Source organism: Massilia sp. Masssp93, from assembly GCF_059491295.1.
Window position 1 is genome coordinate 3,185,342 of record NZ_CP168502.1, and the last position, 15,853, is coordinate 3,201,194.

The 15,853-nt window shown below is 67.3% G+C and carries 13 protein-coding genes; 4 read left to right on the plus strand and 9 right to left on the minus strand.

Annotation, left to right across the window (positions count from 1 at the left end):
• The first annotated feature begins 135 nt into the window (after positions 1-135).
• Genes ACEN9Q_RS13035 through ACEN9Q_RS13045 form a run of 3 tightly spaced genes read left to right on the plus strand, consistent with a single transcriptional unit; the run spans position 136 to position 3,375 of the window.
• Positions 136-1,203 (plus strand): UDP-glucose--hexose-1-phosphate uridylyltransferase, encoded by a 1,068-nt coding sequence (locus ACEN9Q_RS13035; protein ID WP_056439973.1) that lies wholly within the window; start codon positions 136-138, stop codon positions 1,201-1,203.
• Position 1,204: 1 nt separating this feature from the next.
• Positions 1,205-2,380: a galactokinase gene (gene galK / locus ACEN9Q_RS13040; protein ID WP_495628736.1), complete on the plus strand. Its 1,176-nt coding sequence runs from the start codon at positions 1,205-1,207 to the stop codon at positions 2,378-2,380.
• Positions 2,377-3,375 (plus strand): aldo/keto reductase, encoded by a 999-nt coding sequence (locus tag ACEN9Q_RS13045; protein WP_495628737.1) that lies wholly within the window; start codon positions 2,377-2,379, stop codon positions 3,373-3,375. Before galK ends, ACEN9Q_RS13045 begins: the two co-directional genes overlap by 4 nt.
• 33 nt (positions 3,376-3,408) lie before the next feature.
• Here ACEN9Q_RS13045 and ACEN9Q_RS13050 read toward each other — a convergent pair whose 3' ends face one another.
• From ACEN9Q_RS13050 to ACEN9Q_RS13060, 3 genes are all read right to left on the minus strand, one after another.
• The gene (locus tag ACEN9Q_RS13050) at positions 3,409-5,604 is read right to left on the minus strand and encodes a hypothetical protein (RefSeq protein ID WP_495628738.1); all 2,196 of its coding nucleotides are present in this window, start codon (positions 5,602-5,604) and stop codon (positions 3,409-3,411) included.
• Positions 5,601-5,969, minus strand: coding sequence for a hypothetical protein (locus ACEN9Q_RS13055; RefSeq protein WP_495628739.1), 369 nt, complete (start codon positions 5,967-5,969; stop codon positions 5,601-5,603). The genes ACEN9Q_RS13050 and ACEN9Q_RS13055 overlap by 4 nt, the downstream gene beginning before the upstream one ends.
• 457 nt (positions 5,970-6,426) lie before the next feature.
• Positions 6,427-7,353, minus strand: a complete 927-nt coding sequence (locus ACEN9Q_RS13060; protein ID WP_495628740.1) for a bile acid:sodium symporter family protein — start codon at positions 7,351-7,353, stop codon at positions 6,427-6,429.
• A 109-nt stretch (positions 7,354-7,462) separates the two neighbouring features.
• On the opposite strand from ACEN9Q_RS13060, the gene ACEN9Q_RS13065 reads away from it, so the two are divergent.
• Entirely contained in the window at positions 7,463-8,095 is a 633-nt protein-coding gene (locus ACEN9Q_RS13065) for a M17 family peptidase N-terminal domain-containing protein (protein ID WP_495628741.1), read from the plus strand.
• 1 nt (position 8,096) lies between these two features.
• Here ACEN9Q_RS13065 and ACEN9Q_RS13070 read toward each other — a convergent pair whose 3' ends face one another.
• The 6 genes from ACEN9Q_RS13070 to ACEN9Q_RS13095 form a co-directional block, all read right to left on the minus strand.
• Positions 8,097-8,660 carry a hypothetical protein gene (locus ACEN9Q_RS13070; protein ID WP_495628742.1) on the minus strand — a complete coding sequence of 188 codons (564 nt, stop codon included), beginning with the start codon at positions 8,658-8,660 and terminating at the stop codon, positions 8,097-8,099.
• Between the two features lie 272 nt (positions 8,661-8,932).
• On the minus strand, positions 8,933-10,669 hold the full coding sequence (locus ACEN9Q_RS13075) for a bifunctional protein-serine/threonine kinase/phosphatase (protein WP_495628743.1): 1,737 nt from the start codon (positions 10,667-10,669) through the stop codon (positions 8,933-8,935).
• Positions 10,670-10,695: 26 nt separating this feature from the next.
• Positions 10,696-11,508 carry a formate/nitrite transporter family protein gene (locus ACEN9Q_RS13080; protein WP_056439991.1) on the minus strand — a complete coding sequence of 271 codons (813 nt, stop codon included), beginning with the start codon at positions 11,506-11,508 and terminating at the stop codon, positions 10,696-10,698.
• A 486-nt stretch (positions 11,509-11,994) separates the two neighbouring features.
• Entirely contained in the window at positions 11,995-12,837 is an 843-nt protein-coding gene (locus tag ACEN9Q_RS13085) for a hypothetical protein (RefSeq protein WP_056439993.1), read from the minus strand.
• On the minus strand, positions 12,834-14,363 hold the full coding sequence (locus ACEN9Q_RS13090) for a nucleobase:cation symporter-2 family protein (protein WP_495628744.1): 1,530 nt from the start codon (positions 14,361-14,363) through the stop codon (positions 12,834-12,836). Before ACEN9Q_RS13090 ends, ACEN9Q_RS13085 begins: the two co-directional genes overlap by 4 nt.
• Before the next feature lie 179 nt (positions 14,364-14,542).
• Positions 14,543-15,799, minus strand: coding sequence for a urate hydroxylase PuuD (locus ACEN9Q_RS13095; protein WP_056439997.1), 1,257 nt, complete (start codon positions 15,797-15,799; stop codon positions 14,543-14,545).
• Between the last annotated feature and the right edge of the window lie 54 nt (positions 15,800-15,853).

The window sequence follows — 15,853 nt, forward strand, 5'->3', positions numbered from 1 at the left end:
GGCAGCCGTGCGCGCCGCGACCGACGGTAGAATGGCCGCAAACGCCGGCGCCAGCCTCTGCTACCGCCGGCCTGCGCGCCGCTTCCCGCCCGGCCGGCTGCGGCTTTCCGTCCATCCGAATCGCAGAAGAAGACCATGTTCAATCCATCCGACCATCCGCACCGCCGTTACAACCCCCTCATGGGCGACTGGGTCCTCGTGTCCCCGCACCGCGCCAAGCGTCCGTGGCAGGGGCAGCAGGAAGCCATCGACCGCTCGGCGCGCCCGTCGCACGATCCGACCTGCTACCTGTGCCCGGGGAATACCCGCGTCAACGGCGAAAAGAATCCCGACTACACGGGCACCTATGTGTTCGAGAACGACTTCGCCGCGCTGATGCCGGACACCCCGGAAGCCGCGCCGGGCGCCGACCCGCTGTTCCACACGATGAGCGCGCGCGGCACGAGCCGCGTGATCTGCTTCTCGCCGGACCACGCCAAGTCGCTGCCCCAGCTGTCGCTGCCGGCCATCGAAGGCGTGATCGACACGTGGTGCGCGCAGGCCGCCGAACTGGGCGCCACCTACCGCTGGGTCCAGGTGTTCGAGAACAAGGGCGCCGTGATGGGCTGTTCGAACCCGCACCCGCACGGCCAGATCTGGGCCACGAGCTACGTGCCGAACCTGCCGGCCGCCGAAGACCGCCAGCAGGCCGCCTACCACGCCGAACACGGCCGCCGCATGCTGCTGGACGTGGCCGAGCGCGAGATCGCCGCCGGCGAACGCGTGGTCGTCCAGACCGAGCACTGGGTCGCCATCGTCCCGTACTGGGCCGCGTGGCCGTTCGAGACGCTGGTGCTGCCGCGCTTCGCCGTGCGCCGCCTGGAAGAGCTGCAACCGGCCCAGCGCGCCGACCTGGCCGTCCTCCTGAAACGCCTGACGACCCGCTACGACAACCTGTTCCAGACCTCGTTCCCGTACTCGATGGGCTGGCACGGCGCGCCGTATCCCGTGCAGGGCGCCAGCACCGAAGACGGCGCCGGCTGGCAGTTGCACGCCCACTTCTACCCGCCGCTGCTCCGTTCCGCATCGGTGCGCAAGTTCATGGTCGGGTTCGAGATGCTGGCCGAGGCCCAGCGCGACCTGACCCCGGAACAGGCAGCCGAACGCCTGCGCGCGCAATCCGAAGTGCACTACCTTGAAACCGCATCCCCTCAATCGACCTGACATGACCGATAACCGCCTCATTTCCCGCACCGACCGTACTGCCGCCGCCTTCGAAACCGCCTTCGGCACCGCGCCGACGCTCTTCGTCCAGGCCCCCGGCCGCGTCAACCTGATCGGCGAACACACCGACTACAACGACGGCCTCGTGCTGCCCTGTGCCATCGACTACCGCACCGCCATCGCGGCGCGTCCGCGCGGCGACCGCAAGGTGCGCGTGGTGGCCGCCGACTATGCCGACGCGCTCGACGAATACGACCTCGACGCGCCGATCGCCCGCCTGGCGGCGCCGATGTGGGCGAACTACGTGCGCGGCGTGGTCGCGCAGTTCGTCGCGCGCGGCCTGCCGATGCAGGGCATGGACCTGGCCATCGCCGGCGACGTGCCGCAGGGCGCGGGCCTGTCGTCGTCGGCCTCGCTGTCGGTCGCCGTCGGCCGGCTGTTCGCGACCCTGCCCGGCTTCGAGGCGCTGTCCCCGGTCGACATCGCGCTGATCGCGCAGGCGTCGGAAAACGACTTCGTCGGCACCAAGTGCGGCAACATGGACCAGATCAGCTCCGCCTGCGGCGTCGCCGGCCACGCGCTGCTGATCGACTGCCGTTCGCTCGACGTGAAGCCCGTCCCGGTGCCGGACAACGCCGCCATCATGATCTTCAATTCGAACGTGACGCGCGGCCTGGTCGACAGCGCCTACAACGTGCGCCGCGAACAGTGCGAGGCGGCCGCCCGCCACTTCGGCCTGCCCGCGCTGCGCGACCTCGACCTCGCGACGCTGGAAGCCCGCGGCGCCGAACTGGACCCGGTCGTGCTGCGCCGTGCGCGCCACGTCGTGACGGAAGACGACCGCGTCCTGGCCGCCGCCGACGCGCTGGCCGGCGGCGACCTCGCGCGCCTGGGCGAGCTGATGGCCGCGTCGCACGCATCGATGCGCGACGATTTCGAGATCACCGTGCCGCCCATCGACAAGCTGGTCGACATCGTCAAGGGCGTGATCGGCCTCGAGGGCGGCGTGCGCATGACGGGCGGCGGCTTCGGCGGCTGCGTCGTGGCCGTGGTGCCGCATGCGCTGGTCGATGCGGCCCGCGCGGCGGTCGAGCGCGAGTACCGCTCGCCGGACGGCAAGCCGGCCACGATCTACGTCTGCCGCCCGGCCGCAGGCGCCGGCACGGTGACGCCATGAGCTGGCAGGCGGCCGCCGGCCGCTACGGCACCATGCCGTATCCGCACTGCGGCCGCAGCGGCCTGCGGCTGTCCGCCGTGGCGCTGGGCTTGTGGCACAACTTCGGCGGCCATGATGACTTCGAACGCCAGCGCGACATCGTGCGCACGGCGTTCGACCACGGCATCACGTGCTACGACCTCGCCAACAACTACGGTCCGCCGCCCGGATCGGCCGAGACGAATTTCGGCCGCATCCTCGAGCTGGACCTGAAGCCGCACCGCGACGAGATCGTCGTCTGCACGAAGGCCGGCTACACGATGTGGCCGGGTCCGTACGGCGACTGGGGCAGCCGCAAATACCTCGTCGCGAGCCTGGACCAGAGCCTGACGCGCATGGGCCTGGACTACGTCGACATCTTCTATCACCACCGTCCCGATCCCGACACGCCGCTCGAGGAAACGATGGCGGCGCTCGATTACATCGTGCGCAGCGGGCGCGCGCTGTACGCCGGCATCTCGAACTACGGCGGCGAGCGCACGGCCGCCGCGGCGGCCGAACTGCGCCGCCTGGGCACGCCGTTCGTCATCCACCAGATGCGCTACAACATGCTCGCGCGCCAGCCCGAGACCGACCTGCTGCCCGTGCTGGAACGCGAAGGCATCGGCGGCATCGCGTTCTCGCCGCTGGCGCAGGGCCTCCTCACCGACCGCTATCTCGGCGGCGCGCTGCCGGCCGATTCGCGCGCGGCGGGGTCCGTCGGGTTCCTGAAGCCGGAACACATCACGCCGCAGCGCCTGCACATGGTCGCGGCGCTGAACGAGGTCGCGCGCACGGGCGGGCGCACGCTCGCGCAGCTGGCGCTCGCGTGGGTGAAGCGCCAGCCGGCCATCGCGTCGGTGCTGATCGGGGCCAGCAGGCCGCAACAGGTGCTCGATGCCGTGCGGGCCGTGCAGATGGCGCCGCTCAGCGGGGACGAGATCGCGGCGGTGGAGGCGATTCTCGCCGGGCAGTAGGCATGCGTGCCGGACGACGCGTGGCGAGCGGTCCTACTTTGGCCACAGTGGCACGAAGTGGGCGCCGAATTGCAGGATCGTGCAATTTGTTCCCGCCGCGTTGCCGACCGAAGTCATGTTTTGAACTGCCCCGCCGTATCCGATTGCGTATATCTGGACGTGCAATCCACGCGTGACCGCCATGCGGTGACCGGTCGTGCCTACGTCGATCGTCGCGCCGGTCGGAAGACCGTAGGCCAGGCGCTCCTGGCCGAAGTCAGGCATGACGTTCGGATCATTGGCTTCCAGCTGAGCGAGGGTATGGATGAGGCAATTGTGTCCTTCAGGCGTGGCCTGGCCCTCGTTGAAGTGTTCGAACAGGTTCGCAAGCGAGGCATCGGGCGTCTGAACACCTTGTTGCTGGAGAAACTCGGCGACCGATTTCGGATACGAGGGCACTTGCAGTGGTTCGAACATGACGATGTCGTCCGGATTGCCCGAGCCGGGGCCTTGTGGGTCCTCGTCCTCGTCCTCGCCCTCGTCCTCGAACTCGTCCGACGCCGCGCCCCACGAAAGGCTTGCGGCGGTACCGCCGACCGAGGAAAAGCCCTTGTTGAATGCCGTAACCTTCCGGGCCAACGCGCGCTGGGCCTGGACCGAACGTTTCTCGCCGGAGTTGAGGCGGGCTTTCTCCGTCGGCATATTGGCCACGCCGAAATAGGGATCTGTCAGGGCAGCGGAAGAAATCGTCGGGAGCGACTCGTAGCCGACTATCTTCCAGCGCAGCTGCTGGGCCTCGCTCGCCGCACAGCCGATGGCGCGCGCCGCCAATTCTTCCTGCCAGTTGTCGAGCTTCGATTGCTTCATCGGATTGCCACCCTCTTCGTCCGGCGCATAGAAGTCGTCCCCCGACGCACCGACGAGGAGACGCCCCACGAGGCAGGCCGACGACATACCTCCGAGAACGTTCACCTCGGCCTCGTTGAGGATGCGCGCCTTGATCGACAGGCTCTTCTGCGCCGCGAGTTGCAGCACGTTGTTAAGGCGCAGGATGTTGTCAGGGACGAGTGGAATGAGATAAATGTAGAGCTCGCCCATCGTTCCCTGACGGCGCCGTTGCTGGGACTGCTCTTCCGGCGTTTTTATGCCCAGCACGTAGCGGATCGAGTGCACGGGATTGAACGAGAACGATACGAAGGGCGTCAGGCTGAAGTCGAGACCTCGATACAGTGCGGGCGCCTTGTCGGCCTGTTTGATTTCGGTGCTGAAGGCACCATACGTATTGATGTAGCGCTGGATGAGGCTGTAGTACTGGTCGCCCTGCTTGTTCCCGCTCCAGTGCTGCTTGACCGCCTCGCCCTCGACGGCGCGCAACTTGCGGGCGATGCCCATGGCTTCCTCGTCGAGTTGATCCATTTGCGCCTGCGATTCGACCAGCCCCGGTTCGACGTTCGCGCGGTGGCGGGCCTCTTCGCTCGAGGCCGGAATCTGGTCCAGCGAGGCAAGACTCTGGTTCAGGATATCGAAATCGCTGAAGTAGTCGCGGCGAAAATGCAGGCCCCGATAGACGGCAATGCATTCGATTTGCTCCGTCGTATCCGGCAAACCGGCCATGCCCGGCATGCCACAGGGGATGATGCTGGTCACGGCGGACTTGCTGGAGGAAAAGGACTGCCCGGCCTGCACCGTCTTCTTCTCGAAGTCCGTGACCTTCTGCGTCCATGTCGTCTCGGCCGCGAGCAGCCGAGAAGCAATTTTCCTCAACCAAACCGCCGGATTCTTGCCAGCGTTCTTGTAGATTAACTCCAGCGCCTCGCTCGTTGCGATCGACCTGCATCGTTGATGAAATTGCTTGAGTTCGTGACCATGGTAGGCAATCGTTCCAAGCAATTGCTGACCGGTCGCCAGGTCGACCAGGCCGCCGTTGACATACCGGGAGGCCGTCTGCGCGAGCAACCGGGTGCGCCGGGCCACGCGCGCCCCGAACGCGGCGTGGCTGCGCAGCGTCATCAATGCCGTGATCTGCGCCTCGAACAACGCGTTTTCCTTGATCTCTGCCGGAAGCAACGGCAAGCCGTGGTTGGCTTGCGCTTGCAGGAGGTCCCGCCCGAGCGCGCGCAGCAGGGACGACATTTTCTGGAGCACTGACTCGAAGGCTTCGATGTCCTTGCGGTCGAGGACATTCCCTTCCATGAACGTCTTGATGGCCAGGCAAAGCTGGAGAAGGCACGCCTCGATCCGCTTCTTCACTCGACCTCTCCCGTGCCGGCCGCACGTCGCGCCGCTTCTGCATAAAGTGCCGTCATGAGGTCGTTGCCGTCGGTGATCGAACGCGGCACAGGCTCGAGCAGGGGCCCGGCCCAGGACATCGAATCGAACTCGGCGCCGTGGACGAGGACGATCTGCGCCCACTGCCAGAGCGCCTGTTCCGACACGAACCCGCGGGCCAGGGCCCGATCCAGGCCGGTACTCACGTGCGCGCGGACGGCCGCCCTCCCCCTCGCCTCGATCGCCTCAGGCCGCAGCGCCGCAAGCGCCTCGAACAAGCGCTGCGCGAAGGCCCGACGCTGGTCTTCTTCGAGAATCGATTGCTGGCGCGCGCGGATCAGGAGCACGGCAGTCCTTCGACGACAGGATCGCCAGCGCGTGCCGGGCCGTCCGTGAGTGCAATGTGCCCGCACTCGCCCCCCGCCTCGACTTCGCCAGAAGCCACGGTCCGCTGGAACCCGGCAAATGACGGCAAGCGGATAGATCGTTCGAGTCCGAGAATCCGTATGTGCATACGATGGTTGGTTGTCGTTGGACGGGGGCCGCGGCGGCGCCAATATCGGTTGCGCGACGGGAACGTGGCCTTGGCTCCCGCACGTCAGCGCGCTGCAATGTTGACGAGATTGTAAACGATTGCACAGCCGTGTACCGTCAATATACCGCTGACCGATAAATTTTTGCCAATCGACACGATGCCGATGCCAAGCATTCCCGTCGCCGTTCCATGGCGGTGTTCTGCACCGGATTCGGGCCAGGCACGACAGGATCGCGGCAGTCGGACCGTTTCCGCCCGGGCCATGGCGGCTAATCCGTTCTGCGTGCGAACCACGTCGCCAGCGCGGAGCCGGACAGGTTGTGCCACACGCTGAACAGCGCGCTCGGCACGGCGGCGAGAGGACTGAAATGCGCGGACGCCAGCGCCGCGCCCAGTCCGGAATTCTGCATGCCCGTCTCGAACATCACCGCCTTGCGCTTGGCGAGGTTCATGCCGAACATCCTGGCGAACACATAGCCCAGCGCGAAGCCGAGCAGGTTGTGCAGGATGACCGCCGCGAATATCAGCAGGCCGTTCGTCAACAGTTTCGGTTGGTTCAGCGCGACGATGATCGCGATGATCAGCACGATCGCCACCGTGGACACCAGCGGCAGCGCCTTGACGCTGGCCGCCGCCTGCCGGGCGAACAGCGTCTTGGCTGCGATGCCGAGCGCGATCGGCAGGATCACGACCTGCACGATGTCGACGAACAGCGAGGTCGTATTAATGTGCATCCACCCGCCCGCGAGCAGCGACACGAGGGCCGGCGTCGCGAACGGCGCGATCAAGGTGGACACCGACCCGATCGACACCCCGAGCGCGACGTCGCCCCTGGACAGGAAGGTCATCACGTTCGACGCGGTCCCGCTCGGGCAGCAGCCGACGAGGATCACGCCGACCGCGATCTCGGGCGGCAGGCGCAGCGCGAGCGCGAGCAGGTAGGCGATGCCGGGCATGATGAGGTAGTGCCCGACGACGCCGATGGCCACATCCTTCGGCCGCCGGAAGACTTCGCGGAAATCCGCCGCCGACAGCGTGAGGCCCATGCCGAACATGACGATGCCGAGCAGCGGCGCGATCCAGGTCTTGTAGCCGGTGAACAGCGGCGGCGCGAAGAATCCCAGGGCGGCGAACAGGAGGACCCACACCGAAAAGGTCTTGCCGACGAAGGCGCTGGCTTTTTCTACTGCGTTCACGCGTGTGTTCTCCCTGTCCGATTTATCGCTGCGTCCGGCATTATATGTCCGCTGCCCCTGACCTTTGGCGGATGCGGCGCGGCGCGATCCGCGTTAGCATTGCACCACCATGACCGCTGCCGCCTCCGCCCCCACCCGCCTGCCGATCGGCACCCTCGACGGCGTCGCGTTCGACGTCGTCGCCTGGGGCCCGGCGCACGCCGACGTCGACTTCAGCGTGGCCTGCATGTTCGAGCACGAACTGGGCGGCGCCATGGGCGGTGGGCTGCTCGCCCTGGACCAGGCGCTCGGCGGCGAACTGGCGCGCCTGCGCGCGGCGGGCGCGTTCCGGGCGCAGCCGATGGAAACGCTGCTGGTCACGACGCCGCCGCCGGGCGTGACGCCGCGTGCCGTGCTGGTGATCGGCATGGGCGATCCCGCGGCGCTGGACGGCGACCTGCTGCGGCGCGCCTGCCGCGTCGCGATGCGCGAGGCGATCCGCCACGGCGCGACGTCGATGGCGTTCGCGCCCAGCGTGCTCGATGCCGGCCACACCGACAACGCGGCGCTGGACATGCAGGAGGTCATGCTGGACGGGATGCTCGGCGCCTTGCGCGCGGAGCACATGCTGGCCGACGCCGGACTGGCGGGCACGCCGACGCTGCGCCATTGCACGTTCGACGTCGGCGCGCCGCGCGCGCAGGCGGCCGGGCGCGCATTCGCGGCGGCGTTCGCGCGGGCGACCGCCGCAGCCCGTCAATGAATCAGTCCCGGTCGGCGCGGCAGCGCATGCCCTGCAACTCCTCAGGCGTCGGCGACGCCAGGGCCGGGCCGTTGATGGCATACGTCGCCCCGTTCGACGCGGTCACGACGTTATGACTCCCCTCGATGGTGGCCGTGCTGTTTGGTCTGCCCCAATGAAAAAACCAGCGCATCGTCCCGTGCGCGCCCGGCTCGACGAGAATGCCGAAGATATCGCTGTCGCCGGCAAGCGTCTGAAAGACCGGGGCCCCTGTCGGCGACACGCCGAACGTCAGATGCCGCCCCTGCAGTCCGGCGTTGGTCGCCGTTCCGCGTGCCAGCACGTAGCACCCGCTTCCCGCCGCATCCGGCCCCTCGCCCTGTTGCTCGAAGGCCGTGATACGTCCCGACCGGTCGATGTCGACATAGCCGCTGGTCTCGACCTTGACGCCACCGATCGTGATCGTGTGGGCTGAGCTGTACACACCGGCCACGAAGGAAACATCGTTGGCTTGCGCTGCTGCCCTGCCGGATGTGCCCAGCGCCAGCATGGCGGCAACGACGAAAAGCGAGGCAAGCGGTTTCATTCGAACTCCAGTCGGGTAGGCGATTCCGGAGTCTACAGCGTGTTCGACGGCGAAAATGCGCACATCGTCACATCGGAGGGCGCTAGGGTCCATCTGACTGATACGACGTGAAAAGCGCTGTTTCCGGCATCCTTAGCACGTCGTCATTAGCACGTCGTCCCCGCGCAGGCGGGGACCCAATTTTGCGCGGGCGGCCTCTCAAACCTGGATTCCCGCCTCCGCGGGAACGACGTAAAGATTGATGCCGCTGGCCTTAGTCAATCAGATAGGCCCTAGCGCCGCAACGCCAGGTCCGCCAGCAGCACCAGCACCAGCGCGAACGACAGCGCCTTCCAGAACAGCAGCGGACTGCGTTCGATCAGGGGCGCGCGGGTGCGGTCGAGGAAGGCGCGGTTCGGGTGGTGCAGGTCGTACACGAATTCGGCCACGTCCTCGTAGCGCCGGCGCGGGTCGATCCGCAGCGCCTTCGCCAGCGCCGCGTCGACCCAGGCCGGCAGCGCCGGCTCGTGCTCGCGCGCGGACGTGTACGCGAGCTTGCGCTGCGCTGCGCGCCCGGCCGCGCGTGGAATCCCGACGCCGTACGGCAGCGCGCCGGTCAGCATCCAGTAGGTCAGCACGCCCAGCGCGAACACGTCGGAGCGCACGGTGCCGCGTTCGCCCAGGAAGTATTCTGGCGCGGCATACAGGGCGGCGCCCTGCAGGGTCCAGTCGGGCGCGTGCGGCGCCATCTCGATGACGCCGGCCACGCTCACCGAACCCAGGTCGATGATCGTGGCGGTGCCGTCGGCGTCGATCATGACGTTGTCCGGACGGACGTCCTGGTGCAGCATCTCCAGACGGTGCAAGGCGCGCAAGCCTTTCGCCACCTGGTCGACGATGCGCCGCACGGCGTCCAGGCCGGGGCGCGGATGGTCGCGCAGCCACTGCGCCAGCGTGACGCCGTCGATGTACCCGGTGGCGACGTAGACGCAGCTGCGCGGGCGCGCCGGCAGCGCGGGCTTGACCACGTGGGCGCTGTGCACGCGCCCCATGATCCACTCCTCCATCACGAACCGTTCCATGTGGGCGCGGTCGGCGGCGAGGTCGATCGACGGCACCTTGAGGATCACGTGCGCGCCGCTGTCCGGGTCGAGCGCGAGGTAGACGTGGCTGCGGCTGCTGCCGTGCACCTCGCGCACGATGCGGTAGCCGTCGAGTTCCGCGCGCGGCGCCAGCAGCGGCGCCAGCGGCAGCCCGGCCATCTGGCGCAGCAGCTCGGACGCTTCGCGCGCCTGCAGCGATTCGATGCGCACCAGCTGCACGGTGAGATTGTCGGCGCTGCCGTTGTCCAGCGCGCGCGCCACCAGGCGGCGCGCCGCCTCGTCCAGGTCCGGCGCGCCGTGCAGCGCGGCGTGCACGTCGGCGCCGGTCAGATGCTCGTACACGCCGTCCGTGGCCAGCATGAACAGGTCGCCCGCCTCCAGCGCCACGGCGAGGTAATCGATGTCGATCCGGTCCTGCACGCCCAGCGCGCGGCTCAGGTAGCTGCGCTCGGGCGACACCCAGACCCGATGATCCGTCGTCAGCTGTTCGAGGCTGGCGCCCTGCTCCCCGAGGTGGATGCGATGGATGCGCGCGTCGCCGACGTGGAACAGGTGGGCCGTGTTCGACTTGATGACCAGCGCCGAAAAGGTGCAGACATAGCCGCGGTCCTGGTCGTACCGCTCCTGGCTTTGGCGCGTCTGCGCGTACAGCCAGGCGTTGGCCGCGGCCAGCACGCGCTCGGCGGAGGTCCGGACCGACCACGCGTCCGGCGTGGCGTAGTAATCCTCGAGGAAGGACGCGACGGCGGTGGCGCTGGCGACGTGGCTCACGGCGCTGCTGCCGATGCCGTCCGCCAGCGCGAGCGCCGCGCCCTTGGTCGCGCGCAGCGGCGCGGGCGGCATCACCGCGCCGTGGCAATCCTGGTTGGACGGTTTGCGGCCCCGGTCCGTGTGCTGGCCGACGGACAGGGTCAATGGTTGCGACATGGACGCCGGCCCGTGCGCCGCGCCGCTCAGTTGAACGAACGCTTGGGCGCCGTCTTCACGTGCGTCGAATACAGGGTCAGTCCGGTGAAGGCGAGACCGCCGACGAGGTTGCCGAGCACGGTCGGGATCTCGTTCCACAGCAGGTAGTCGAGGAAGGTGAAGTGGGCGCCGGTCAGGATCCCGAACGGGAACAGGAACATGTTGACCACCGAGTGCTCGAACGCCATCGCGAAGAACAGCGTCACCGGCATCCACATGGCGATGACCTTGCCGCCGACGGTCGTCGAGATCATGGCGCCGACGACGCCGGTCGACACCATCCAGTTGCACAGCATGCCGCGGATGAACAGCGTGACCATGCCGGCGAAGCCGTATTCCGCATAGCCGAGGGTGCGCTTCTCGCCGATCGAACCGATCGTCTTGGCCAGCACGCCGCCGTCCGTGTGGAAGCCGAACGTGAAGATGTACGACATCAGCACGGCCACGGTGAACGCGCCGAGGAAGTTACCGAGGAAGACGATGCCCCAGTGCTTGATCACGCGCGGCAGCGTGACGCCGGGGCGCTTGTCGATCAGCGCCAGCGGCGTCAGGACGAACACGCCGGTCAGCAGGTCGAAACCGAGCAGGTACAGGATGCAGAAGCCGGCCGGGAACAGCAGCGCGCCGATCAGCGGCACGCCCGTCGCCACCGAGCTGCTGACGGCGAACACCGCCCCCAGCGCGAGGATGGCGCCCGCCATGTAGGCGCGGATCAGCGCATCGCGCGTGGACATATAGATCTTGGATTCGCCCGCGTCGACCATCTTGGTCACGAATTCTGAAGGCACCAGGTACGCCATGAAACTTCTCCCTAGGGGCCGCGCTGAGGCGGCATGGATTGATCGGTGATCCGGCGTCGGTCGCGCCGTCGAAGGGAGTCATGCAAGAAACGGGCCCGCTGCCGGGATGGCGGCCGGGCCGGCGAAGCGCCGGCCGATCGGGCACCGGCGCACTGCTTTCGTGCCCGCGCCGTCTGCTGGTGCAAGGCCGCACCAGCGTGGTAAATACCGATGGCACGCATGCCCGCAAACGAGGCGACAATCCGGAGTCGACAATCCGGAGTCGACAATCCGGAGTCGACAATTCGGGGTCAGAGCACGTTTTGGTGCAAGTGCTTCCGCGTAAGTTCGTGCGGGCGCCGACGTTGGCGGTCGTTGCGCATCGGGACATTGATCCAAACCGGGCTCTGACCCCGGTGGCAAAAAAAACGGCGCGCCGCCCGAAGGCAAGCGCGCCGGTGGCAACGACAGGCCGGCACCGCCGTGCCGTCCCGTCCTACTCGGAAATCAGAAGTGGTATTCGGCCTTCACCATCGGCGTGCTGGCCGATGCGCCCGGCACGTGCTTGCTGTCGTTGCCGAACTTGTTGTGCCAGTACTGATACTCGAAACCGGCGCGGAAGGTCTTCGGCTTCGCGCCCAGCAGCGGGCCGACGTCGTACAGCAGCTGCATGTCGATGTTCGTTTCCGGCGCCGTCTGGTTGCCGAATTCGTCCTTGCCCTTCGAGGCGATCCAGTTCGCGAAACCTTCCCACGACCAGCCTGTCGCGCCTACCGGGAATGCCCACACGGCGCCCAGCATCGGGTGCGTGTCGTAGCGGTAGCGCGGGGTCGAGACGCCCGAGAACTCGTTGGTCGGCGCGTTGCTCTCCCACAGGCCGTAGATGCCCACGTTCAGCAGGCCCGGCGCCTTGAACGAGAAGGTCGGGCCGACGACCAGCATGCGCTTCTTCGAGTTGTAGCCGGCGTCGTCCTTCGTGTTGACGTCGAAACCGAAAGTCATGCCGACGTCGGTCACGGGGCCGTAGGCGAACGGATTGCCGGTCGCCTTGGTCAGCGAGACGGTGTTGCGGTACAGGAGGTAGAATTCCTGCGCGCCCGAGCTCGCGCCCGGCGCCGACGGATCGGTCTTGTTCGACAGCAGGACATCTAGGTTGAAGAAGTTGGTGCCGTAGGCATAACCGCTCACGTGGTTGATGTCGAGGATGTCCTTGTGGATGTCGGCGCCGTTGAACGGCTCGCGGAAACGGCCGCCGGTGCGGTAGCCGATCGAGGTGTCGCTCCACTCGGCGGCCTGGACGGACGTTGCCGCGCACGCGCACAGCGCCATGGTCAGGACGGTTTTTTTCATGCTTTGCTCCCTTGGACGATTGATTGGTGGTTGTTGGTGGCGCCCGCGTCCCCGTGGCTCTCGGCGGGGATGTCGCGGGTTCCGTTAAAGAAGAGGTTCAGCGCGACCGCGGCGACGGCGGTCAGCAGGATGCCCGACTCCAGCAACGGATGCAGGCTGTGGGCCATCTGTTGGGCCCAGCGCGGCGCCACCAGCGGGATCAGGCCGAAGCCGATCGACAGGGCGACAATATACAGGTTGTAGCGGTTGCTCCGGAAGTCGACGCGGGTCAGGATGCGGATGCCTGCCGCGGCAACCATGCCGAACATGACGAGGCCTGCGCCGCCCAGCACGAACTGCGGGATCGCCTCCACGAGCGCCGCCATTTTCGGCAGCATGCCCAGCACGATCATGATGCAGCCGCCGGCCACGCACACCCAGCGGCTCTTGACGCCGGTGACGGCGACCAGGCCCACGTTCTGCGAGAAGCTCGTGTGCGGAAAGGTGTTCAGCAGGCCGCCGATCAGCGTGCCCAGGCCGTCCGTGCGCAGGCCGGCCGCGAGCTGCTTGCGGTCGAGGTCCTTGCCCGTCAGTTCGGACAACGCGAGGAACATGCCGGCCGACTCGATCATCACGACGATCATGACGACGGCGAACGTGACGATCATGACGAGATCGAACGTTGGCGCGCCGAATGCCAGCGGCGTCACGAGCCGGAACCAGGCGGCCTGGCCGACCTTGGCGAAGCTCATCTCGCCGAACGCGAACGTCACGATGCAGCCGGCGACGATGCCCAGCAGGACGGAAATATTGGCGAGGAAGCCACGGGTATAACGCACGAGGCACAGCACGACGGCCAGCACGAAGGCGGCGATGCCCAGGTGGTCCAGCGCGCCGTAGTTCGGGTTCGGCGTCATCGGCACGGGGCCGGCCAGCTTCAGCGCGGGCGCCGCACTGCCCGGCGGCAGCGCGCTTGCCGCCTGCGCCGCGCTGGCGCGCGCCGCGTCGACCATCGCGGCCAGCTTGACCGTGTCGACGCTCTGCGCCGTGTTGTCCGGACCGCCCATGGCCCAGCCCACGCCGACCCGCATCAGGGTCACGCCGATGATCAGGATGATGGTGCCCGTGACGACGGGCGGGAAGAAGCGCAGCAGGCGGCTCATCAACGGCGCGATGAGCAGCGCCACGGCACCGGCGCCGATGCCGGCGCCGAAGATCGCGCGCGCCCCGTCGACGCCGGGCACCGCGTTCGCGATGGCGACCATCGGGCCGACGGCCGCGAAGGTCACGCCCATCATCACCGGCAGGCGGATGCCGAACCAGGATGTCAGCCCGAGGGACTGGATGAGCGTCACGATTCCGCAGCAGAACAGGTCGGCCGAGATCAGCATGCTGACCTGTTCAGGGGGAAGCTTGAGGGCGCGTCCGACGATCAGCGGCACGGCGATGGCGCCGGCGTACATGACGAGGACGTGCTGCAGGCCGAGCGCGGTCAGGCGCCCGAGGGGCAATCGCTCATCCACGGGATGGCGGGAAGTTTGGGTCATGCTTGTCTCCTGGTCGGGGGTGGTCCCCCTTTGGTTTTAGAACTGCCGGTGCTGCCGTACTGCGTGTACTGCCTGTACTGCGTACTGCGTTACTGCGTTCGAAACGAAGGATGCATGCTGCCCGCCGGGCGCCGGCCGCGCTCGTGACGCGGCCGGCCGGGGCACGGGGCCCCTGGTGATCAGTTGACCGGGGCGCCCTCCTCGTACCAGCGCTTGATCAGGTTGCGCTCGTCGGGTGTGATCTGGGTCGCGTTATTCAGCGGCATCTGCTTGAGCACGACGGCCTGCTGGTACATCTCCTGGGCGTGGCGCTTGATCGATTCGGGCGAATCGAACGAGATGCCTTTCGACGCCATGGCGGCCGAGTGGCACATCGAGCAACGCTGGGCGACGACGCCTTTCACCTGTTCGAAGCTGACGTTCTGCGCGCTGGCGCCGGCGGCGGCGCCGCTGTTGGCGACGGCAGCGGTGGGCGCGGCGGACGCGATGGCCGGCACATCGATCTCGGGTTTCGGGACCAGGTAGACGATGAGACCCATCAGGGCGGCGACGCCGAAGCCGGCGAATTCCCACGGCACGCGCTTGCCGTGCACCATGGCCTTGTGGCGCGCGACGAAGCTCTGGCGGATCAGGGCGCCCGTCAGCATCATCAGTACCAGAACGACCCAGTTGTTGTCGCCCGAATAGAGCCAGCCGTAGTGGTTCGACAACATCGCGAAGAGCACCGGCAGCGTGAAATAGGTGTTATGGACGCTGCGCTGCTTGGCGCGCCAGCCGTAGATCGGGTCGACCGGCTGGCCGGCCTTGAGCTGGGCGACGACCTTGCGCTGGCCCGGGATGATCCAGAAGAACACGTTCGCGCTCATCGACGTGGCCAGCATGGCGCCCACCAGCAGGAAGGCGGCGCGGCCCGCGTACAGCTGGCAGGCCAGCCAGGCGGCGAACACGACGAACACGAAGACGATCCCGCCGACGATGGCGTCGCCGTTCTTCTTGCGGCCGAACGTGCGGCAGATCGTGTCGTACACGAGCCAGAACGCGACGAGGAAGCCCAGCGCGGTGCCGACGGCGGCGCCCGGCGTCCAGTCGTGCACCTGCTTGTCGACCATGAAGGTGCCGGCATTGAACAGGTACAGCACCGTGAACAGGCCGAAACCGGACAGCCACGTGGCGTAGCTCTCCCAGTAGAACCAGTGCAGGCCTTCGGGCATCGACTTCGGCGCCACGAGGTATTTTTGCGGGTGGTAGAAGCCGCCGCCGTGCACGGCCCACAGCTCGCCGTCGACGCCCTTCTCCACGAGGTCGGGAGAGGTCGGCCTGGTCAGCGAATTGTCGAGGAAGACGAAGTAGAACGATGCGCCGATCCAGGCGATCGCCGTGATGACGTGGGTCCAGCGCAACAGCAGGTTGGCCCAGTCGAGCAGATAGGATTCCATAGAGCCTCTTACGAAAGGAAGTACGGCATGAACGACTGCACGTACTGTCCCATC